The sequence below is a fragment of the Scytonema hofmannii PCC 7110 genome (assembly GCF_000346485.2).
Taxonomy (GTDB): domain Bacteria; phylum Cyanobacteriota; class Cyanobacteriia; order Cyanobacteriales; family Nostocaceae; genus Scytonema; species Scytonema hofmannii.
This window is the reverse complement of the sequence record NZ_KQ976354.1, coordinates 98,941-120,702: the sequence shown is the minus strand read 5'-3', so window position 1 is coordinate 120,702 and position 21,762 is coordinate 98,941. Positions and strand designations below refer to the sequence as shown.

Here is a 21,762-nt window from a genome sequence, read left to right as displayed (position 1 = left end):
ATGTTTTTGAAGACCTGGCGCTTTATTACGCTCACTTTAGTTGCACTGTACATGGGATTGGAGTTTAGCCATACGTTAGAACTACCTCCTAAAATACAGTACGATGGCTCACTTTACGTAACCATTCAGAATACACTGTATGCCTATTTTGGAATGCCCGGACCTGGCGCATTTGTCACAGTCGGTGCGCTTCTTTCAGCAATCGTACTGGTATTTCTCGTCCGCAAACGTCGTCCTGCCTTTCAATGGACATTGGCTGGAACAATTTTCCTGGCACTCGCGTTTCCAGTCGTCTATTTCTCGTTCATTGAATCTGTAAATCGAGTCGTTGAGCAAGCCACGCCCCAATCCCTGCCACCAAACTGGGTAGCGCTACGGAATCAGTGGGAGTATGCTCACGCGACAAACTTTGGGCTGACGTTGATTAGCTTTAGTGCGCTGCTGATTTCCATTCTGGTTGATACTCCAGTAAAACATTCTCGCGAACTGACAAGTCAGCGCAAGCTATCGCATCACTCCTGAAGTTAAACAATTTAGTAGATATTGAATTCAGACAGGATCAGGTAGTTTTTCGCAACTTAATTATAAAAATAAATCATGAGGAATTCACAACACGATCCTGGTATAACTTTGGCGATTGGAGTCGCAGCCGGAGTCGCGATCGGATCGATATTGAACAACATTGTTTTAGGAATTGCAATTGGTTTGGCAATTGGAGTCGCAATCAACGCTGCGATCGCTAAAAGAAGACAATAAAAGCTAATGCCGTACTGTAGAGATTTAAGAATATCAGTAGAATCATGCTTAAAACAATTTTAAACCACTGGTTTAACTGGAATAATTCCAAATTGCCGCAGGTGCTGTAAGCGTGGAACACTACCCCTGTTAAGGTGAACACTTGTACTAACGATTTATAAGGGTTTCAGCTTCGCACCCATTAAAATTTGGAAGCCAAAAGTTAATATTTGCGCTCAATTTTAGATTTTAGGATTGGGGACGCATTAATACACATAAAACGCGCAACCCTTCTCAAAACGAGCGGGACTGTTGCGACCATTCTCAATATTACTGAGAAAAACAAAGCGAATTTTGAGAAACCCCTTGATATCTTATCCTGCACAACCAATAACCCAAAAGGGTTGCGCGTTTTATGCAGGTTTTTTCCACGGGGGTGCGACGTAAGAATCACGCTTTGAGCTAGTACTTTGTTAGTACACCTTAACAGGGGTAGCGTGGAACACCTACCCAGAGAGTAGAGACGGATATTATGAATCGCTTCAAACCAAACTTGAAAACATGGTTAAGCCTTACTGTAATAACGTTTCTAATACTAGTTGTCGTTTTCCTGGGATTGCCAGCACCTCTCTTAATCTTGCGCGTTCCTTCATTTGCAATTGGGGGTGGCTGGTTGTGGATTTTGCGTTGGCAAAATGACGCAGATGGATTTGGGATTCGATTCAATCTGGTGCCATTGTTAATCACTGCTATTGTTGTTGGAACAGTTGGATTACTGGTTAAGTTGCGGAGCGATCGCCTTGGTCAAAGCAGCCGAAACGGACTCGTTTAAAACGGTGAAACGTTCAACGGTACTCAGATCCCGGTTCACGATGTGGTGGCGATCGCCCGATGCATTTTGTCTCTCTCTCCTGCCTCCTGTGTTAAAGAAATTTCCATGCCTGCAATGGCAGATACTTGGGCTTAGAAGGGAGTTTTGGGATATGTGGAGTGCTGCTTGGTTGCCCCAACTTAGCCCACAAGTTTGGGTGCTAGTAGCAGGGCGATTTCTCTCACAGATTGGCTCTGGAATTGTGCTGTTTTATGTTCCAATCTATTTCGTGAATCAGGTTGGGCTATCAGCAACGGCAGTCGGTATCGGACTGAGTAGTGGTGCGATCGCCCACAATTTGTCAGAGCTTGAGGCAAGCGCCGTGATGGAATAATCTTCTAATTCAAAATGCCGTTCGGAATTGAGAAACAGTAAGCCTTCAGACGTTCCAGCGATGATCCGAGGTAACTTCTTAGCTTAGGCATCCAGCTACAGATAGAGATCGTCTGCTTGCGCTAAAAAGTTATCGAGTTCTTGTATTGTCAGTGGTTCTGGTATTGGGTAATGTCCATTGAGTTTCTTCAAGTCAGTGTAATGGCGGGTATACGATGCTAGATCTCCAGGATATGTCTCCTCGTTCACACCGATAAACTGACCGCGATCGCGAGCGCGATTGAGAATAGACCGCCATTCATCAAGCGAAGCCTGACCCAGTGCTTGCAAACCATTCGAGAACAGATTTATGTAAATTTCATCGTAAGGCTTGGCAGTATCCAAATAGTTACCGAGCTTATCTGCTGATATGCGATCGTTGAATACTGTCCAAAATGGTACTAATCCAAGACGTAACGCCCACCAAGGCTGGAGGTAAACAAACGATTCCACCAAGAGGCGATCGGCTTGTAAACCGCGTTCCTGATACCACCAACGATATAAGTCAGCAACCAGTGGACTCAGATCTTGCGGAAAATCAAAAACAATCCGACGAACGCGAAACCCATGCTGATGGGCAAATTGCTCTACATCGTCACGTAAGGCTGGTTCAAATCCCCACTCTGACTCTGGCAATTTACCATCTGGGGCGGGCGGTTCCCAATATCGGTGCTTAGATCCGTTCTGTCGAAGAAAGTCAGCAATCTGCTGGCTGTGCTGAAAATAATCTTCTGGAGCTAATTTACCTTTGCCACCAAACTGGAAGACATGGCGATCTGCAACTTGTGTTGACAACCAGTTATATTGACACTCAAGTAAGAATAGTGTTGACCCAGGCTCTAAACTCTCCTTGAGAAACTGCTTGAATCTCGTACCGAGACGGGTGCGCTTAATCCGAAAGTAAGTGACACGAGGAACCTTTAAGCGCTCCTGGTTCGGGTCATGCATTTGGTAAACGCACAGGTCAGGATTGTTTGCCAGAAGTTCTTGTGCTGGTGCTTTAGCCCACTCTAGTTCCTGTTTTGGTTCGTCAGGATCGACAGGGTGTCGCAAAGAAATCAGCAGCGTTTGCGGCAACCAAGGAATACCAAGTGCTGCACACAGATGCACAGCAGCTCCATTGGAAGAACCAATCATGGCAGCAGGATAACGCCGTTGAGGATATTGGTTCACTATCCATTGGGAAATAGTTTCTGCCCGCACGTCGTTGAGAACGCTAGGTGATGATGCACTGAGCCAGCCCGACCAAGTAGACAGATTTTTACCAAGTTTTTTGGGGAGATAGCTAACAGCATCTGTGATTGCAGCAACTAAAGATGGTGCAATACCTCCCGATCGCAACTCTTTGCCATGAAGGTATCTGGCAGTCGCACGCAGTGCCGTCGTCGCTGAGTCAAGTTCTGTAATGTATCTTGGCTTGACTCCCAATGATGCCAGTTGATTAGTTATTGCTAAATAAGAAGAGGGGAATTGCATACGCCTTTTAGTTATTCACTGGCTGCTCTGTGTAGACTAAGAACTGATTTATAATGACCTCTAATACACTCCTCCCTTAAGGATACTCAGCTTATTGAGCAAACAGAATCGTTCTATGGAGTGATTCCATCTCGTTAGTATTGCGGCAATTTACCCAATCAACCAGGCTAAAAGGTCGCGTCCAAAATGAATTCTATCTTGAGATAGAAAAATAGTTAATTCCTTCAGGAGAAGAACTACGGTAATTCGGCAATTAGTCTTTAGGGGAAAATGACTAAATTCTTCGTAATTCGTAGATTGCAATTGAAGAGCTAAACCGCTTGAATTAATTTATAGAGAATCAAAAATGCATATAGTAATTCCCACTTTCGTGAGGTACAGAATAATGAATTAACCGCAGATGAACGCAGATGGACGCTGATAAATTTGTACCTTAATAGACTAGGAAACGCTATAGCATTCTTGATTCGCTCCCTTGACTTAACTTATAGGTTTATAATGACAAATTAAAAATTATTAATGACAAAATATTTTGATTATGAGGTTTCTCGAACAGCTATCGCTGAAATTAACATTTGTACTGAAGTCGCTATTTTTCTTACAGTACATACCACACGCACTTTTCTATTCTTTTAAACGCGATCGCATCAATCGCCAATATCTTCCTGACTCATCTTCATCTCCGGTCATTCAGCCGGGAAAATTACTCCAGGCTCAAGCAACAGACCGAGGTGCTGACTTCTATTTCGAGCAGGCAGAACTGGAAATTTCTTTTCTAACTGCCGAGCTTGTGCGAGTGAACTGGTTTCCTGGTCTTCCACCCATCCCCTATGCAATTGCCAATCAGGATTGGGAGACTGTTGAAACAACCTTGTCAGAATTGGGAAATGATTGGGCGATCGCCAGTGACGGTTTGAGCGTTATTGTTGGTAGAAATGGCAGCCTCACGTTTTGCGATCGCGCTGGGCAAATCCTCAGAGAAGAACTACCGCCCCAGCGACAAGGAGAAACATGGATACATCAAGCTTCTTTACAATCAGAAGAACGCATTTATGGGTTAGGAGAACGGGCATCTTCTTTAAATTTACGCGCCGCTAAGGATGAACTGCAAAAGCATAAAACTTACCAGATGTGGAATAAAGATCCTGGGGGTAGGTACACACCAGGTACAGATCCAATCTACATTTGCATTCCAGTCTACTTAGGATTGCACGATAGAGGTAGCTACCTAATTTTTTATGAAAACTCGTTTCGCGCTGAATTTACATTTGCCGATATAGCGAGTGCTATTTTTGCAGGCGGTTCGCTCCGTTACTACATGACAGTGGGTGAGCCGTCACAACTGATGGAACACTATACCCAGTTAACAGGACGTGCGCCGTTACCCCCTCGCTGGACATTAGGCTATCACCAGTCACGCTGGGGATACCGCACAGAAGCAAACGTTCGCCAAGAAGTCAAGGCATTTCAAACCCATAATTTACCTTTGAGTGCTATTCATCTCGATATCGATTGTCAAGTTGGGTATCGAGCTTTTACGATTGACCCCAAACGCTTTCCCAATCTCAACAGTTTTACCCAAGAACTGGTAAAAAAAGGTGTGCGGTTCATTGCAATTAATAACCCTGGAATTAAATTTACCCGTAAGAGCAACTTATTTCTAGAGGGACAAGTCCTGAACGGCTTTTGTACCTACCCCACTGGAGAGCTAGCGATCGCCTCAGTGTGGGCAGGTCCGTTGGTATTTCCTGACTTTACTAATCCCAAGGTTCGGGCTTGGTGGAGCCGTCAATATGCTTATCTGCTGGATGTAGGAGTAGCAGGATTTTGGCATGATATGAATGAACCGGCGGCATTTGTTTCCTGGGGCGATCCCTCTCTTCCTCAAGTTGCACAGCATTGTTTGGAAGGTAGGGGAGGCGATCATCGCGAAGCACACAATGTCTATGGGTTACTAGAAGCTGAAGCTGCTTACGAAAGTATTCGTCAATATCGACCGCAACAACGTCCTTTCATTGTATCGCGTTCGGGATGGGCTTCTTTGCAACGCTATGCTTGGACTTGGACAGGAGATACCATCTCAACGTGGGAAGCACTGCGTCAGACAGTAGCAACAGTCGTCGGGTTGGGACTATCAGGCATTCCCTATACTGGTCCTGACATTGGCGGTTTTCAAGGTAACCCTTCAGCAGAACTTTATTTGCGTTGGTTTCAAATGGCAACGTTTCTGATGTTTTATCGAACGCACAGTTCCACTAGCGTTGCTCCTCGTACCCCTTGGAGTTATGGTGAACCTTACTTGAGTATCGTCCGTAGCTTCCTACAGTTACGCTACCGATTGATGCCTTACTTCTATACCTTGGCGTGGGAAACAACTCAGAAAGGATATCCGCCCGTGCGCCCTCTGTTCTGGTCTAGTTGGAGCGATCGCTCCCTTTGGGATGTGGAAGATGCCTTTTATCTGGGTGATGCGTTGCTTGTCTGTCCAATTGTGCAAGAGGGAGAGCAAACGCGCATGATTTCTCTACCTCAAGGACACTGGTACAACTTTTGGAATGATTCGATGATAGAAGGCGGAAAGACGATTGAGCTAGAAGCACCGCTCGAACAGATTCCATTGTTAGTGAAGGCAGGAAGTATATTGCCAATGGAGGAAAATCAACAACTAGTTCTTCATCTCTACCCACCTGTGAAGAGGGCAGGGGGAGAAAATCCAATCCAAATTTCCTACACTTTATACAGCGATGCAGGAGATGGATACGGAGAATCTCGACTCGATGGATTTTACCTCATCCGACAGGAGAAAAGTTTGGAACTTGTGTGGGAACAGCAGGGGAACTATGGCTTCCCTTATCAAAGGGTACAATTACACGTACATGGCACATCGGTGCAACAAGCCTGGGTAGACGAGAAAGAAACAACCGTGCATGGAGAACAACTGCAATGTCATTTCTTTAGACAGATTCGATTTGGTTGCAACTAATTTAGAAGAGCAGGAAACGGTCATTCATCATTTTTCCACGAGTTTTCCACTATCTCTATCTATCTTGAAAATATAACCAGTTTATTCATTGCTAGTAATTAACAAGAGTAATTTTATAAGCCAATATACTTCTCAACCCAATAGTACCAATGAGCAATAAAAGCGATCGCGACTCATCATCACAAACTACAAAAAGACAACAGGAACAAGACACAATAAACATACCAGAGTCACCACACGGTTGGGAAAACTTGAAGTGGCTTGGTCCAAGCTTTTTGTGGATGCTTTCGGCTGCTGGTTCTGGAGAGTTACTATTTACACCTCGCATTGCCGCTTTTTATGGTTACTCTCTGCTATGGGCGCTACTTGCTGCTGTAATCCTGAAATGGTTTATTAACGGTGAGGTGGGTCGCTTTTCAGTTTGCACGGGCACAACTATTCTCGAAGGTTTCAAGCAACTTCCAGGTCCAAAAAACTGGGCTATCTGGCTGATATTGCTACCGCAATTAGTGGTGGCGATTTCTACTGTAGCTGGACTAGCAGGAGCGGCGGCTACTGCACTGATTTTGGTAACCAGGGGAAGTGTCCAACTGTGGACGGTGATTATCATCGTCGTTACAGCAGCGATTGTTTTATTTGGGCAATATAACGTAGTAGAAAAAATCTCTTCCTACATAGGGATTGCCCGTACAATTGCAGTGGTAACAGCTGCTATTTTTGTTTTTCCCAGCTTTCGCCAACTGCTAGACGGGTTAGTACCGCAAATTCCCGAAAATGTGCGGTATCAAGAAATACTACCTTGGCTGGGTTTTATGCTAGCAGGAGCAGCCGGGTTAATGTGGTATTCCTACTGGATAGAAGCCAGAGGGTACGGTGCTGCAAGTGTTAAGGGACAAGAGAGGATAGACCCCAAGCAACTCAACCAACAGGAGAAAAAGAAACTGCGCGGCTGGATAAATCTGATGACCATATCCAACACCTTAGCTGTAGTTGGCGCGCTGTTAGCGGCTTTGTCTTTCCTGATTCTCGGTGGCGAGTTGCTGCGTCCTCAGGGACTTGTGCCAAAAGAAAATCAGGTAGCAGAAACTTTGGGAACCTTACTGGGCGATCTTTGGGGACCATTTGGCTTTTGGTTTATGGTGGCGATTGTTTTTATTACCTTTTGTAGCACTGTCCTTTCAGTAGAAGATGGTTTTGGGCGGATGTTTGCCGATGGTACGCAGATTATTCTGCAAGGATTTGGTGTGCGTGGACGCTGGACTAACGAGAAGTTCTTGCAGCGTGTTTATATTGTCGTGTTACTGGTCGTTTTACCAATCGCCGTTTATCTGTTCTTCGGTCAACCTGTTGGCTTGCTGCAAACCGCAGGCGCAATTGAAGCCGCTCATATTCCCATTGTCACCGGGCTTACCCTCTTCCTCAACCACCGGATGTTACCAAAGGAACTACGACCGTCAAAGATAATTTTTGGTGGTACTGCGATCGCGGGAATATTTTTCGCCGTATTTGCAGTGATTTATCTGTTGCAACTCATTGGAATCATAGGTTCAGGTGCAAGTTCTAACTGAAGAAAAGGGCATGAAAAATGACAGAACTGCAAAATCAACCCACAGCTTTTGGACAACCAGGACAAGAACCCCGTTGGACTCAAGGCAATAAAGACGGGGTAGGGACTGCTTACGCCATCTCCAGTCGCGTTTGGTTTACCCTTTCTAATGGCATTCTCAATGAAGTATATTACCCCACCATTGACCGTCCCCAAATCCGGGATCTACAATATTTGGTGACTGATGGCTCTAGCTTTTTTCATGAAGAACAGTGCCATCTCCATACCAAAACCGAACGTATCTTCCCCCACCTTCTCGGATACCGCATTACCAATTCCGATCCGGAAGGACGCTACACCATTACCAAAGAAATCATTACTGACCCGCGAGATTCATGCATTTTACAACACACGCGCCTTACGGGTCATCCACAAGTACTAGCAAAACTCCAGCTCTACGCGCTGTGCGAGCCGCACTTAGGTGTTGGTGGCTGGAATGATAGTGCTAGAGTGGTAGAAGTAGCAGGAGTCAAAATTTTAACAGCTCAACAAAATAATAACTGGTTGGCAATGGCAGCAACCGTTCCCTTCACACGCACCTCTTGTGGCTATGTTGGTGAAAGTGACGGTTGGACAGACTTAGCAAATAATTTCCAGATGGACTGGGAATTTCAGCAAGCCCAAGCAGGGAATATTGCCCTGACAGGCGAAATCGATCCAAAGAATAATCAGGAATTCACGTTAGGGCTTGCCTTCGCCAGCCAACTCCACGACGCTGTAACAACCCTTTTGCTGTCCTTGGATATTCCTTTTGAAGAACAGAAAGCCCGCTACATCAATCAGTGGAACAGTGCCTGCGAAAATCGCCTACCACTAGAACAAGTCTCAGGTGATGGAGGTAATCTTTATTATAGTAGCTTTAGCCTGTTACTAGCACACGAAGACAAAATCTATCCCGGCGCAATGATTGCTTCGCTGTCAATTCCTTGGGGTAATGCCCATGGTGATGAGCAACAGGGAGGATACCATCTGGTCTGGCCTCGCGACATGGTAAATAGCGTTACAGCATTGCTGGCAGCCGGACACAAGACAACTGCCTTAGAAGCATTGATTTACCTAGCTGCCAGCCAACAGCCAGATGGTGGTTTTGCTCAAAACTTTTGGATAAATGGCGAACCCTACTGGACGGGAATTCAGCTTGACGAAGTAGCCTTCCCAATTCTACTAGCATGGCGACTTTATCGGCACAATGCCTTACGCCAATTCGATCCTTATCCAATAGTGATGCGGGCAACTAAGTACTTAATTAATTACGGTCCTGCTACCCAGCAAGAACGGTGGGAAGAAGTTAGCGGCTATTCGCCTTCAACCCTTGCTGCAACTATTGCATCTCTCATTTGTGCAGCAACCTTTGCCCGCGAACGAGGAGATAAAAGTACTGCTCAATTTATTGAAGAGTACGCCGATTTCTTAGAAAGTCATATAGAAGCCTGGACAGTAACAACTGAAGGAACTTTAATTCCTGAGATTAAACGGCATTACATTCGGATTAACCCGGTAGATGTTCGTAACCCATATCCAAATGAAGACCCGAATCAAAGAGTGCTATCAATTGCTAACTGTCCTCCTGGTAGTCAGTGGCAATTTCCAGCAAAAGAAATTGTCGATGCAGGCTTTCTGGAATTAGTGCGCTATGGTCTCCGCGCTCCCTATGACCCCTTGATTGTCGATTCTCTCAAAGTCGTGGATGCAGTACTAAAAGTTGACACTCCCTTGGGTTCCTGCTGGCATCGTTACAATCATGACGGTTATGGACAACGAGATGATGGCGGTCCTTTCTTGCATCATGGCAAAGGACGAGTCTGGCCTTTGTTGACAGGAGAAAGGGGACATTACGAGCTTGCCGCAGGGCATGATGTGCAACCTTTTATACAGGCGATGGAAGCCTTTGCTTCAGACACGGGATTGTTACCAGAACAAATCTGGGATGAACCAGACTATCCAGACTCTCAGTTGTATTTTGGAAAACCTACTGGTTCAGCAATGCCTCTAGCATGGGCGCACGCGGAGTATATTAAGTTATTACGTTCTGTTCGAGATGGCAAGGTGTTTGATTGGATTCCAGAAGTAGCAAATCGTTATTTGGGGAATTCCAAACCAACTCAGTTTCTAGAAATTTGGAAATTCAACCGTCAAATTCGTCACGTGAAGGCGGGATACACTTTGCGAATTCAAGCATTAGCTTCCTTCCGATTGCACTGGTCGAATGATAACTGGCAAACGGTACAAAACACTGGCTCAACACCAACTACAATTAATATTGAATTCGTAGATATTGCTATTTCTCCGAGTCAGCAATCCCCCATTAACTTTACCTTTTTCTGGACTCATTCACAGAACTGGGAAAATTGCAACTATCAAGTCACTGTAATTAGTTAACTTGGGGACGGGAGTCAAGATAATTCGTAATTCGTAATTCGTAATTCGTAATTATTACCCCACCCCACCAAGGCGATTGCTTAGCACGATATACAACGGAGAAAACTTTATTGGTCAAGACAAGCCGATGATTTTGAAAGTGCAACTTTCTTATAACCGCGACGAGGAGACAGCACTACAAAAAGCACATCAACAATGGCGCAATAATATTTTTAAGAACATCGTGATGACAGAGTTGCGAACTCCTCAACAATTTGATGCGGCGGGTAAGTTGATGCCAGAAAGTTTTTGTACTTTTACTTACAACTGAACTTAATACTAATTAGTTCTTTAGGCGGATTAGTAGATAAGGTAACACGCGCTATAAGTCAGATGAGAGAACTTTTAGTTTTTTAGGATGATTTCAGGATATTAGAAGTCTTGCAATACTAACGAATGATGATAAGGAAGTGGTAAGCGATCGCCTTTGATCGGCGACAAGCTGGTTAGATCAAAGTGGAACTGGTGTCCGAAACTTAGTAGCGACAGTCAAATTTGCAAGCAGTTTTTTACCACTTATTCAGTCACTTGAACACCAATTTTAAGGATTTACGTTATGGAAAGTAAGAAGCTTGTTAGAGAGATTGCTGTAATCACAGGTTCAGACTCCGGGATTGGTCAAGCAACTGCCATCGCCTTTGCACGAGAGGGTGCAGATGTTGCTGTCACTTATCTTGAAGATCGCCAAGGTGCCGAACATACTCAGCAACTCATTGAGGAAGCAGGCCAGAAAGCGATAATTGCCCAACTTGACCAGAGCAAACCTGAGAATGTGGAGCGCTTGTTCAAAGAAGTTCAGGACAAGTTGGGAACACCTACGATTCTCGTAAATAACGCAAGTATTGACTCGGCTGGGGTGTCTGTTAAGGATATGTCCTACGAGCGCTGGGATCGGGCAATCAAGACTAACCTTTATGGACCCTTTTTCTGTTGCCAGCAGTTCATTCGGGGGATAGAAGGTTCTCAAAAGCGCGGGGTAATTATTAACATCACCAGCGTTCATCAAGAGATTCCTCGTGCAGGAGCAGCAGATTACGATGTTGCCAAAGGGGGACTCCGCAATTTGACAAGAACCCTTGCCTTGGAACTCGCAGATAAACAGATCAATGTGAATAATATTGCTCCGGGAATGGTTTTGACACCCTTTAACCAATCAGCAATGGATGATCCATCCGTTTGGAAACAGCAGGTGCAGTCCATTCCAATGAAACGGGCTGCCGAGCCGCAAGAAATTGCCCATGCTGCCGTGTTTTTGGCATCAAAGGATGGGCGCTATATTCATGGTACGACTCTATTTATTGATGGCGGACTCATGCAAAACCTGGGTCAGGGTGCCTGAGTTTTTTGACACCTGGTACATTCTCAAAAATCGCAATCCAGCTGTCAGCGTTGGTTGTTTCTCTGTTGCTTACGCTTGCGATGCATCAACCAACTTCCAAATGCAATTACGATCGCCGCGATCGCAACTAGAGCAACCGGACTTAGGAACTTTTTCACCAGATAGTAATTTTGTCCCAGTGTATAACCTGTGTATGCCAGCAGTCCCACCCATAAGACAATACCAACGACGGAATAGAGGAAGAAGGGAAGCAAAGGCATCTCTACTAAACCTGCGGGGATGGAAATGTAGGTGCGAATGGTTGGAATTAGCCGACCAAAGAACACCACAGCGCCTCCATATTTCCCGAACCATTGCTTTGATTTGTCAATGTCCTTATTAGATAGGGTCAACCACTTACCATGTCTGTCTATCCACTGTTTCAACCTTTTTTTACCCACACGCTTACCAACGTAATACCAAGGGAAAATACCTAGTACAGAACCTATTGTCCCTGCCACAACCACCCAAAAAAAGTTGCCTAACTTGCCCTGAGCGACACTAAACCCTGCTAAAGACACGATCGCCTCCGAAGACAAGACAGGAAAGACACCTTCTAGCGCCATTAATAGAGCGACACCTAGATAACCAAAGGAAGAAATAATGTCAGTAATCCAGTCAACCATGAATTTTACTGAGTTAAGAACTGAGAACCGAAAACTTTCCACGTTTTCAAAAAGTGGACTGGTGAACTGTTAATATCTACACATTATCTCAGGAGGAAAATATGCGAATTAGCGTTGGTTCACCCATTCTAACAATTAATCATGGCAGCACAATTAACTGGCTCAAAAATAGACAGTTAACAGAAAACAAAGGCAATAAGTAACAGAAACGGCATTGTATTGCTGATACTCCCAGTTTTATACTCCTCCAGGGCAATAGCCAAGGTACTTTGATTGCACATAGCCTAACAAAGGAACTGAAATTGGCACCCAACCATTTCTTCCCCGCTCCGCAACTAAAACATTTTGACCATCAGCGACTACTCCAACCCTCGCTGCATTAATAGAAGGTTTTCGCCGCACAACAAGCCCTGCGTCAGCTACAACCTTGCGACAGAAGTTTTGATTCGGGGGTGTCGCCGCTTGGCAGGAGATGAGAAAATCAGTGTTGAATACATAGCCTTTTACAGGGGCTGAAATTGGCACCCATCCATTTTTCCCACGATTTTGGATCGTGACCTCTTGTCCATAGTCTAAAAGAGCAACTACAGAACTAATCGTTGTTGGCTTTTGCCAGACGTAAAGACCACTTCTTGCCGCAACCTGACGACAGCTACCCGAATATTGCGCCAGCTGATATTCACCCTGCTTCTTCTGCAAAGCTCTTTCCGGATGAGAAAACGGAATAGAGTGAATTTTATCTATATTAACAGCAAAACAGGGAGTTGCAAAAATCGTTGTAGGAAAGACTACCAAAGCTGTTAAAATTGAGTATCTGTCACAAAAATTCTTCTGTTTCATAATAAAAGTCACAACCATTACAATTCTCAATGCATATTGCTCCGCGAATGGCGAATTTCAGTACATTCATTGATATTTCTAGTTGCAGCGCCAGATGTACTATTTAGCGTTTTGTGGCAACGCTGATGGGTATATACCTTCGACAATCAGCACAGACTCTTTATTATGTTTCTCTAACTATTCCATACATTGCCATACGGACGAACCCATCTATCTACAATCCAAACATTTTCATCAACAGGTTTAATCCCCTTCCATTGACTCTTTTGCTGTCTCTTGGCATTGTTGTTAGTGTTTACAAAGTTAATCACACCGTATAAGTTGTAGAAAGTGACGCAACAACGATGCAACAACAGAGAGGTTCAGCGATTGGTCAGTTGAGTAACATTACGGGGGACGCGATCGCGCGAACGATTCGTTGGAGTTTCAATTAGTATGGAAATCAGCAGCGCACTGAACCCAATCAGGTGAATTACGAAGCGAGTTGCGTGTGTGTATTCCCACTGATTGCGCCACTGTGTCCAATCTGCTGGAATGGAATTGAGTGTCCACGTATCGATCTCAGCATTTACAGGCGCAATGAATACGAACCAAATTACAAGGGCTACCACCAGACAAACTGTGCCGAGCAGTGTCCACTGAAAGACCAATCGGTGCTTGCGTACAAAGAATGACAGCACAATTGCTGAGAGGATAGCAGTTACTTCAATGACTGAACCGACTGTACCAAATCCTTGGTATAGACCACCCGGTCGGTTAAGCGTTACATACAGCGACGCTTCATAACTCATCTTGGATGGTAGTTCCAATACATGAGAGAACGTTGTCCCCAAGAGAAGTGCAGTGAGGATAATTGTGATAAATCGCCAAGTTTTCAAAAACATGGTTAATTCCTTCTTTTCATAACATTTGTTCTTATCACCATCAATACGCTTGCCCACTGTTTTATGCAGATATGTGTCGTCAGTCGTCTGTTTTAGCATTAAGTTAGCAACATCTAACCGCACGATTTTCCCTGTACATGAGTCTCGAATGTGAATACCAGTTCTGCATTTGTTATAAAGTATCACTCCACGACCACCGTGATTTCCTTAATATTGTTAGTGGTGTGACTGGATCTCTACTATCTTTGGAAGGAGATTTTGTACTAATTGGGAGCGATTAGGAATAGCGATCGCCCAGGAACTCGCTGAAACAAACATGGAGTAACGATTAAAGTGCTGTTCTTAAGCGACGACTCATCAATCAATCAAAATCTCCCAGCCAACGAAAAGCACGCCGCAACTCAGCAGCACCGTTAGACGCATACCAGCGACCATGGGACAGAATAATTTTTTCAGGTTCCCATTGCAGCATCTGTTCAACACACTGACACGCTTGATTCTTGCGTCCCCAGAATGTTAGTCGCAAGTCAAGTGGAGCTTTACCATCCGGATCGGTACTACCAGCCAGCTTTAACAGCCAACGAAAGGTTTGACTGACTTTGTTCGGCTCGAAGTTCTCGATCAGGTCAGCTAGAATCAGGGTCGCACTCTTGCGGTGAAAGAAGACCACTTCATCCATGAATCGACTACCACGAAAAATCAACTGGTCAATTTCATTTGCCCACTGTGAGGGTGGTTCATTGGCAAGGTCAGCACTAAAAGTGACTTGAATCTTCTGCTGGGTAGCCCGTTTTTGCACTCCCGGCGATGCCCAAGCTGTCGCCTCTGGATACGCTTTAACCCAAGTGCTAATGTGAGCATAATGAATCTTGTTGGGTGAGATCAGATGACGAACTGAGCCGAGTGCATCAATCTCTGTTTTCAGTGCTTGGGTCAGTTCTATAGGTGAATGACACCATAATTCACCATTGTTCAACCGCACAACCGTCATCCGAGTCGAGAAAGGAATCGTCGTTCCATACATTGCCATGCGGACAATTGACCCATCCACAATCCAAACATTTTCATCGACTGGTTTCAACGTATTGATTGGCTGATATAGCTCGATAGGGTCGTGACTCATAGAAACAGCCTTGGGGTTCTCTGTCTTCATCTACCTAATTATTTTAATCATCCTTTAGTTGTGCAACGCTAACTCTCAAGTAGTACTTTTAAAAATGTTTTAAAGTCTTCCACTAGTTTTCCACTATTTAGATTTAAGCTCTAACTATGGCAAATTTTTCATAACTCCTTTAAACAGTTGAACCACTCAACTTTTTCTTAAACTTTACATTCAACCAGATTGAATAAAAAGAATTTGGAAAATTAATTTAAATCCTAACAAATCAAACTAAACTTATGAATTTTTGGTTCTTTCTGCTTTGACGTAGGAAAAAAATCTGATGGCTGCAAAACGCTCTGCTAGTCTTACAAAGAGATTTTGACGAAAGTATTTGAGGAAACTGCTTTTGTTCAAGGAAGTTTGCAAGTGCTTACCTTAAATTCTTACAAGAGATCGCTAATTAAACCGGGAAGTTACATCAGGAGTCAAATGTCGAGAATCATAGTCAAAAAATTCATCTCACAAAATCCAATTCTTTGGGCGATCGCATGGGTCGCGCTCATCATTGTCGCAGAATACATTGCGCGGCGTTTTGTTGCTCGCTGGCTTCCCATCCTAGCAGCAGGGCAGGTAAACGATATGTTATCGCTCGTCTTGTGTTATGTTCCGCTCGTGTGGATTTCTGTGCCCAAAGCACAGCGCAATTTACAGCGTATCAGCCTGGTTCTACACGATATTCTGACACAGGCAAAGACGTGGTTACCCTGGATTGGTGCGCTAGCAATTCTAATTTCAATAAATCTCCTCTATCCTGTCGATCGATGGCTCTGGGGAAATGTTCGACTCCCTAGTTGGCAAAGTCCTTATTTGGGTTCTCTGCTGTTTCCTCAGATGGCTCCAGTGCTTATTGTCACCAGCCTGTTACTTGTAAATGGTATCTTTGTTCCCTTGGTTGAAGAGTGGTTATGGCGTGGATTGATTCAACCCCGATTGATTAGGCAACTTGGTTTGGCTTACGGTCTGTTGCTCACAGCCTTTCTGTTTTCACTCAAGCATGTAATCGTGGACGCATCGTTAGGACGATTATTATTTCTTACCTTCTTTGGCGTAGTGGTTGGCATCATTGCATACCGGAAGAACTGGAAAAGTGCCGCTTTGACTCATACGCTAGTGAACGGCATCTCGACTGTAATCTTTTTACTTATCTCTAGATGAAACTTAAAGCTTACGCCGGGTGGGAGCAAATGTGCCTCTGGTGTCCAGAGATGTACGGACAACGCTAGCCGAGTTGGAGGCACAGTTTGATCGCGAAGGGCTGGGGATTGACTTTGAAATTCCCTACGACGAGAGCACTTACATTGGCCAGTCTGTGTCAAATGTACGAAGCGATTTGCTGACGGGTGGAGTGTTGGCGATCGCCGTGCTGCTGTTGTTTTTGGGTTCTCTCCGTACAGTCGTTGTGGTTGCCATCAGCATTCCGACCGCGATGATCGTTGTGTTCATTGTCAGCGCCTTGTTGGGGCGATCGCTCAATATCATCAGTTTGGCGGCGCTGGGGTTCGCGGCGGGGATGGTGGTAGACAACGCGATTGTCGTGATTGAAAACATCTTTACCCATATGCAGCAGGGTAAAAGTAAGTTGCAAGCTGCTATCGACGGTACGAAAGAAGTAGGAGGGGCAATACTCGCAGCAACCCTAGCAAACGTGGCTGTATTTGCGCCACTGGTGCTGGTGACAGGCGAAGTAGCACGGTTGTTTGCCGACATGGCAATCACGATTACGGCAGCCGCTGTGTTATCCATGTTTGCGTCATTGACGTTAGTGCCGATGTTGGCGGGTCTGTTTTTTAACCCAGCAGAGGCACAGGGAAGAGGAGACGGAGACACGGAGACACGGAGACACCAGGAAGTCTCCAACAAAAATCTCCGCGTCCTCAACTGGCTAGAGCGATTGGTCGCGCAGACTTCGGCAGTATTTCAACGGTTGCAAAGTAAGTTAGAAGGCGTTTTGTTGGCAACTGTAGGTTGGGCGTTGGGTCCCCGTCGGCTGAAGCGCAGACTCGCACTGCTATCGATTCCTGTTGTTTTGTTAGTTTCCAGTATCATTCTGCTGCCTCCTGCGGACTATCTGCCAGAGGGAAACCGCAATTTCATCCTGTGGTTGACAGAGCCGTTTCCCGGTACTAGTGTCCAAGAAGCAGTAGAGCTTTCTGCTCCAGCCAGAACGTTCCTCAAACAGCAGCCCGAAATCGCCGACACATTTTTTATCCATTTCCCTCAGTTCCGGGCGATCGGCATCACGTTAAAGCCAGAAGTGGCAACAGGCAGTGGGCTGGCAGATATGGTCAACCGACTGATTGGGAAAAGCTTTGGCTATCCGGGCTATCGCTTCCTGTTCCCCATTCGCGTTCCCATCTTTAACGATCCGGGTAAATCATTTGAAGTGCAGCTCATCGGTCCAAATCTTGAGCAACTCAATCAGCTAGAGCAACAAGTGACCCAAAAGTTCAGGACATTGAACGGAGTCGCTAATGTTCGCTCTAACTCTGTCAGTGGTGCTCCTGAGCTGCAAGTCATTCCCAATCGAGAGCGTTTGGCAGAAGTGGGTCTGTCGGAATCAGATGTCGGAGCGATGGTCGAAGCCGCTTTGGGAGGGCGCTTTGCCTCTGAGTTTGTCGATAGCAAGGAAGAACTTGATGTCACCGTGCAGTTGCAAGATGTTTTTGTTGAGACACCCGATCAATTGCGCCAGTTATCGCTGTACAGCAATCAGATACCCCAAACTCCACCTTCCGATACGGCAGCTGTGCCCAACACTCAAGGGGGACAGATTCAGCTGGCGGATGTGGCGACTGTGCGTGAAACGACAGGACCCAATGTGATTAATCATGTCGATTTAGAACGCTCAACCACCCTAACCGTGAGTCTGACTCCTGATGCACCGTTAGGACAGCTTGTCAATCAGACTGAAAATCAGATCTTGGCACCCCTACGGGTAAATTTGCTGCCTGGATTTCGCGTAGAACTGGCTGGCTCGGCAGATCGGCTATCGGAAACTGTGGGACAGCTTGCATCTGCCTTTGTATTTTCCGTAGTGATTACTTATTTGCTGCTGGTAGCGCTTTACCGTTCGTTCCTCTACCCAGTGGTGATTATGGCAACTGTACCGATGGGATTGACTGGAGCGCTGCTGAGTCTGGTATTCGTTAACTGGATTCCAGGCGCGATCGTGCCATTGGATATGATTACCGGACTGGGGTTTTTGATTTTGACTGGAGTCGTGGTGAATAATGCCATTCTAATTGTAGAGCGAGCACTACAGCTTCAAGAGGAGGGGCAGAAGTACAACGAATCGCTCTACAACGCCACCCGCGATCGCCTGCGACCGATCTTTATGTCAGCAGGCACCAGTGTATTGGGAATGATACCCCTGGCAATATTTCCAGGACAGGGGTCTGAACTATATCAGGGACTGGGCATTGCTTTAGTAGGAGGATTAGCGTTCTCCACAATCCTGACACCGACCGTGGTTCCAGCATTGATGGCACTACTCCACGACTTCTCAAAACATCGTCGTCGCCGCACTAGCAGTAATAAATAACGTTCCATTAATAGGGCTGGTCAACATCCTTAATCAGACCAATTTCTCCTGGGTTTCTTAGCAAATGAATGACTAAACCAATCGTTAGAATCGTTGAATCCAGCCAGTAGCCAAGGTAGGGAGTTTCGGTCGGAGGATGCGATCAAAGACCATTTCACTCAAGCATGTAATCGTGGACGCATCGTTAGGACGATTATTATTCCTTACCTTCTTTGGCGTAGTGGTTGGCATCATTGCATACCGGAAGAACTGGAAAAGTGCCGCTTTGACTCATACGCTAGTGAACGGAATCTCGACTGTATTCTTTTTACTCATCTCTAGATGAAACTTAAAGCTTACTGATAATTCCTCCACGAGTTTTCCACTTTTTAGGTTTAACTTAAAAATAGTAATGTTCATAATAAGTTACAATTTTTATGTAATCTTTATACTGATTGGCTAAGGTGAAGTACATACCAAGAAAGCATCTTGTCTGCAAGTCTGATTTTATTTATAAAATTAATCAATTTCCTTGCACCCTGCTTATTTATAGCTTGATTAATCAAATCATGAATTGTTTACAGCTACCCAGATTGCGACTAGAGTAAGAAGCAAGCACAAACGCTAATTCCTACTATGGATTTGTATCAGAAATCATTATTCTGCTAAGAGGAGGTTGACTTTGAAATGGATAAAGAGAACTGGTATAGCACTCGTTGCGATCTTCTCGGAACTGGTGATGGGTTACGCCGCGATCAGTCAAGAAAATAATCAATTCCAAAGGCTTAACGTTTCTGCATCTGATACATTGAACAACAACGATTTAGCCAAACTACCACCCTTAATTGACCGGAAACTTTTCTTTGCCGATCCCCAGATTGCTAACGCCCAGATCTCGCCCGACGGAAAATTTTTAGCTTTCCAAAAGCCGCTAAACGACGTGCTGAATGTCTGGGTCAAACGCCTTGGTGAACCGTTTGATGCAGCACGCCCAGTGACTGCCGATACAGACAGCCCAATCCTAACTTATGCTTGGAGCGAAGACGGAAAATATATTCTCTATGGGCAAGATAAAGGGGGTAACGAGAATTTCCATATTTATGCTGTTGCTCCTAGTGCCATACCTGCACAAGGCTCAAAAGCTCCCCCAGCACGCGACCTAACACCCTTGGAGAACATTCAGGCTCGTATCTACGCTGTGCCAGAGAAAACACCCAATTACATTATTGTAGGTTTGAATGACCGTAACCCGCAGTTGCATGACGTTTATCGTGTGAATCTGACCACCGGAGAACGGGAATTACTGATTAAAAACGATCGAAATGTTGCTAGCTGGGTAGCAGACTTGGAAGGCAATATTCGTTTAGCGGTGCGACAGACAACGGATGGCGGTACAGAAATTTTGCGGGTTGAGAATCAGGGAAAAACCCTGGTTCCTGTGTATACTTGCAGCTTTGAAGAGACTTGCTTTCCACTCCGCTTTCATAAAGATGGCGATCGCGTCTACGTGATGACCAATAAAGGCAATGATGTAGACTTGATTCGCCTTGTGCTATTCAACCCCAAAACTCAGCAGAGCAAGTTAGTCACTGCCGATCCGCAGCGACGAGTTGATTTCGGCGGCGCAATTTTCTCAGAAGCAACAGACGAGTTGATTGCAACTTATTATGTGGGCGATCGCCTGCGGATTTATCCCCAGAATCAAGAGTTTGCCCGCGATCTCGCCTTACTGCAAACAAAACTGCCAGAGGGAGATTTGTTTTTCGATTCAGCCACGAATGACGAACGTCTGCGTCTAGTGAAGGTTGAGAGCGACGTTGATCCCGGCTCGACCTATCTCTTCAATCGGGAGACAGGCAAAGTCGAAAAGCTTTACGAATCCCGTCCAAAGTTGCCCAGCAAATATCTGGCTCCCATGCGTTCAATTCGCTACACAGCTCGCGATGGCTTAGAAATTCCTGCTTACTTAACTATCCCTAAAGGTGTGGAGCCGCGCAATCTTCCCGTTGTGGTCATCCCTCACGGTGGTCCTTGGGCGCGGGATACTTGGGGTTACAATTCCTATGCTCAGTTTTTAGCCAACCGAGGCTATGCTGTGTTTCAGCCTAACTTCAGAGGTTCGACAGGCTACGGTCAAGCATTCCTCAACGCGGGTAATGAGGAATGGGGCAGGGGTGCCATGCAGCACGATATCACTGATGGCGTGAAATACCTGATCCAACAGGGGATTGCCGACCCAGAGCGAGTTGGTATCTTTGGAATTTCTTATGGAGGTTATGCAACCCTGGCAGGTCTTGCTTTTACTCCTAAACTTTACAAAGCGGGCATTTCCTACGTTGGACCCTCGAACATCATCACGTTGATTAATGCAATTCCACCGTACTGGGTGCCGATTAAAAAAACCTTTATGCTGCGCGTGGGTGATCCCGAAGACCCTGAAGACAGAGTGCGTCTGCGTCGGCAATCCCCCCTCTTTGCGGCCAAACAGATTCAAGCCCCACTGCTGGTAATTCAGGGAGCAAACGATCCGCGAGTCAAAAAGGTTGAGTCCGATCAAATTGTAGTTGCCTTACGCGACTTGGGTCGGCAGGTGCAATACCTGGTTGCTCCCAATGAAGGGCATGGTTTTAGACGTGAAGACAATCGACTGGCAGTCGCTGCCGCTGTAGAGTCCTTCTTTGCCCGTTACCTGAACGGACGCGCTCAGGAGTCAATCTCGCCAGAAGTTAAAGCACGCTTAGAAGCTTTAACGGTTGATGTGGAAGATGTTAAGGCACCTCAACGACCACCCAAAATAGAAGTAGGGAAATAAAACTCAAGTACGATCGCTACAAGATTTGCGATCGCACTTTAGCAAAAATAGCAAGGAGAGCGAATGGAACTAGTGAAGA

General features: G+C 45.4%; 17 protein-coding genes and 1 pseudogene. 12 read left to right on the top strand and 6 right to left on the bottom strand.

The window, feature by feature from the left end; translation table 11 throughout:
* The 4 genes from WA1_RS00565 to WA1_RS58475 all read left to right on the top strand — a co-directional run bounded on the left by WA1_RS00565 (position 1) and on the right by WA1_RS58475 (position 1,940).
* The gene (locus WA1_RS00565; RefSeq protein ID WP_017742177.1) at positions 1-522 is read left to right on the top strand and encodes a hypothetical protein; all 522 of its coding nucleotides are present in this window, start codon (positions 1-3) and stop codon (positions 520-522) included.
* Between the two features lie 75 nt (positions 523-597).
* Positions 598-756: a glycine zipper domain-containing protein gene (locus WA1_RS58005; RefSeq protein WP_017742178.1), complete on the top strand. Its 159-nt coding sequence runs from the start codon at positions 598-600 to the stop codon at positions 754-756.
* Positions 757-1,267: 511 nt separating this feature from the next.
* On the top strand, positions 1,268-1,567 hold the full coding sequence (locus WA1_RS00560) for a hypothetical protein (RefSeq protein ID WP_017742179.1): 300 nt from the start codon (positions 1,268-1,270) through the stop codon (positions 1,565-1,567).
* Positions 1,568-1,571: 4 nt separating this feature from the next.
* On the top strand, positions 1,572-1,940 hold the full coding sequence (locus WA1_RS58475) for a hypothetical protein (protein WP_201789056.1): 369 nt from the start codon (positions 1,572-1,574) through the stop codon (positions 1,938-1,940).
* Positions 1,941-2,035: 95 nt separating this feature from the next.
* Here WA1_RS58475 and WA1_RS00550 read toward each other — a convergent pair whose 3' ends face one another.
* Positions 2,036-3,454: a hypothetical protein gene (locus WA1_RS00550; protein ID WP_017742181.1), complete on the bottom strand. Its 1,419-nt coding sequence runs from the start codon at positions 3,452-3,454 to the stop codon at positions 2,036-2,038.
* Between the two features lie 538 nt (positions 3,455-3,992).
* Between WA1_RS00550 and WA1_RS00545 the strand changes: the two genes are divergently transcribed.
* The 5 genes from WA1_RS00545 to WA1_RS00525 all read left to right on the top strand — a co-directional run bounded on the left by WA1_RS00545 (position 3,993) and on the right by WA1_RS00525 (position 11,800).
* Positions 3,993-6,437 carry a glycoside hydrolase family 31 protein gene (locus WA1_RS00545; RefSeq protein WP_017742182.1) on the top strand — a complete coding sequence of 815 codons (2,445 nt, stop codon included), beginning with the start codon at positions 3,993-3,995 and terminating at the stop codon, positions 6,435-6,437.
* A 149-nt stretch (positions 6,438-6,586) separates the two neighbouring features.
* The gene (locus tag WA1_RS00540) at positions 6,587-8,005 is read left to right on the top strand and encodes an Nramp family divalent metal transporter (protein WP_017742183.1); all 1,419 of its coding nucleotides are present in this window, start codon (positions 6,587-6,589) and stop codon (positions 8,003-8,005) included.
* Positions 8,006-8,022: 17 nt separating this feature from the next.
* Entirely contained in the window at positions 8,023-10,422 is a 2,400-nt protein-coding gene (locus tag WA1_RS00535; RefSeq protein ID WP_017742184.1) for a glycoside hydrolase family 15 protein, read from the top strand.
* Positions 10,423-10,498: 76 nt separating this feature from the next.
* A complete protein-coding gene (locus tag WA1_RS00530; RefSeq protein WP_272819037.1) occupies positions 10,499-10,732 on the top strand; it encodes a hypothetical protein in 234 nt (77 codons plus the stop codon).
* A gap of 285 nt (positions 10,733-11,017) precedes the next feature.
* On the top strand, positions 11,018-11,800 hold the full coding sequence (locus tag WA1_RS00525) for an SDR family NAD(P)-dependent oxidoreductase (protein ID WP_017742186.1): 783 nt from the start codon (positions 11,018-11,020) through the stop codon (positions 11,798-11,800).
* A gap of 44 nt (positions 11,801-11,844) precedes the next feature.
* Here the strand turns inward: WA1_RS00525 and WA1_RS00520 are convergent, their stop codons facing one another.
* The 5 genes from WA1_RS00520 to WA1_RS00505 all read right to left on the bottom strand — a co-directional run bounded on the left by WA1_RS00520 (position 11,845) and on the right by WA1_RS00505 (position 15,342).
* Positions 11,845-12,465 carry a DedA family protein gene (locus WA1_RS00520; RefSeq protein ID WP_017742187.1) on the bottom strand — a complete coding sequence of 207 codons (621 nt, stop codon included), beginning with the start codon at positions 12,463-12,465 and terminating at the stop codon, positions 11,845-11,847.
* A gap of 237 nt (positions 12,466-12,702) precedes the next feature.
* On the bottom strand, positions 12,703-13,305 hold the full coding sequence (locus tag WA1_RS00515; protein WP_158516573.1) for an SH3 domain-containing protein: 603 nt from the start codon (positions 13,303-13,305) through the stop codon (positions 12,703-12,705).
* Positions 13,306-13,478: 173 nt separating this feature from the next.
* Positions 13,479-13,616, bottom strand: coding sequence for a hypothetical protein (locus WA1_RS59200; RefSeq protein WP_158516572.1), 138 nt, complete (start codon positions 13,614-13,616; stop codon positions 13,479-13,481).
* 51 nt (positions 13,617-13,667) lie between these two features.
* Positions 13,668-14,312, bottom strand: a complete 645-nt coding sequence (locus tag WA1_RS00510; RefSeq protein ID WP_017742190.1) for a DUF1772 domain-containing protein — start codon at positions 14,310-14,312, stop codon at positions 13,668-13,670.
* 238 nt (positions 14,313-14,550) lie between these two features.
* Positions 14,551-15,342 carry a DUF4336 domain-containing protein gene (locus WA1_RS00505; protein ID WP_017742191.1) on the bottom strand — a complete coding sequence of 264 codons (792 nt, stop codon included), beginning with the start codon at positions 15,340-15,342 and terminating at the stop codon, positions 14,551-14,553.
* Positions 15,343-15,669: 327 nt separating this feature from the next.
* On the opposite strand from WA1_RS00505, the gene WA1_RS00500 reads away from it, so the two are divergent.
* The 3 genes and pseudogenes from WA1_RS00500 to WA1_RS00490 all read left to right on the top strand — a co-directional run bounded on the left by WA1_RS00500 (position 15,670) and on the right by WA1_RS00490 (position 21,683).
* Positions 15,670-16,506: a CPBP family intramembrane glutamic endopeptidase gene (locus WA1_RS00500; protein WP_017742192.1), complete on the top strand. Its 837-nt coding sequence runs from the start codon at positions 15,670-15,672 to the stop codon at positions 16,504-16,506.
* Between the two features lie 10 nt (positions 16,507-16,516).
* Positions 16,517-18,892, top strand: a pseudogene (locus WA1_RS00495) (efflux RND transporter permease subunit); the annotation flags it as partial.
* 661 nt (positions 18,893-19,553) lie between these two features.
* Positions 19,554-21,683, top strand: coding sequence for a S9 family peptidase (locus WA1_RS00490; RefSeq protein ID WP_272819036.1), 2,130 nt, complete (start codon positions 19,554-19,556; stop codon positions 21,681-21,683).
* Positions 21,684-21,762 lie beyond the last annotated feature (79 nt).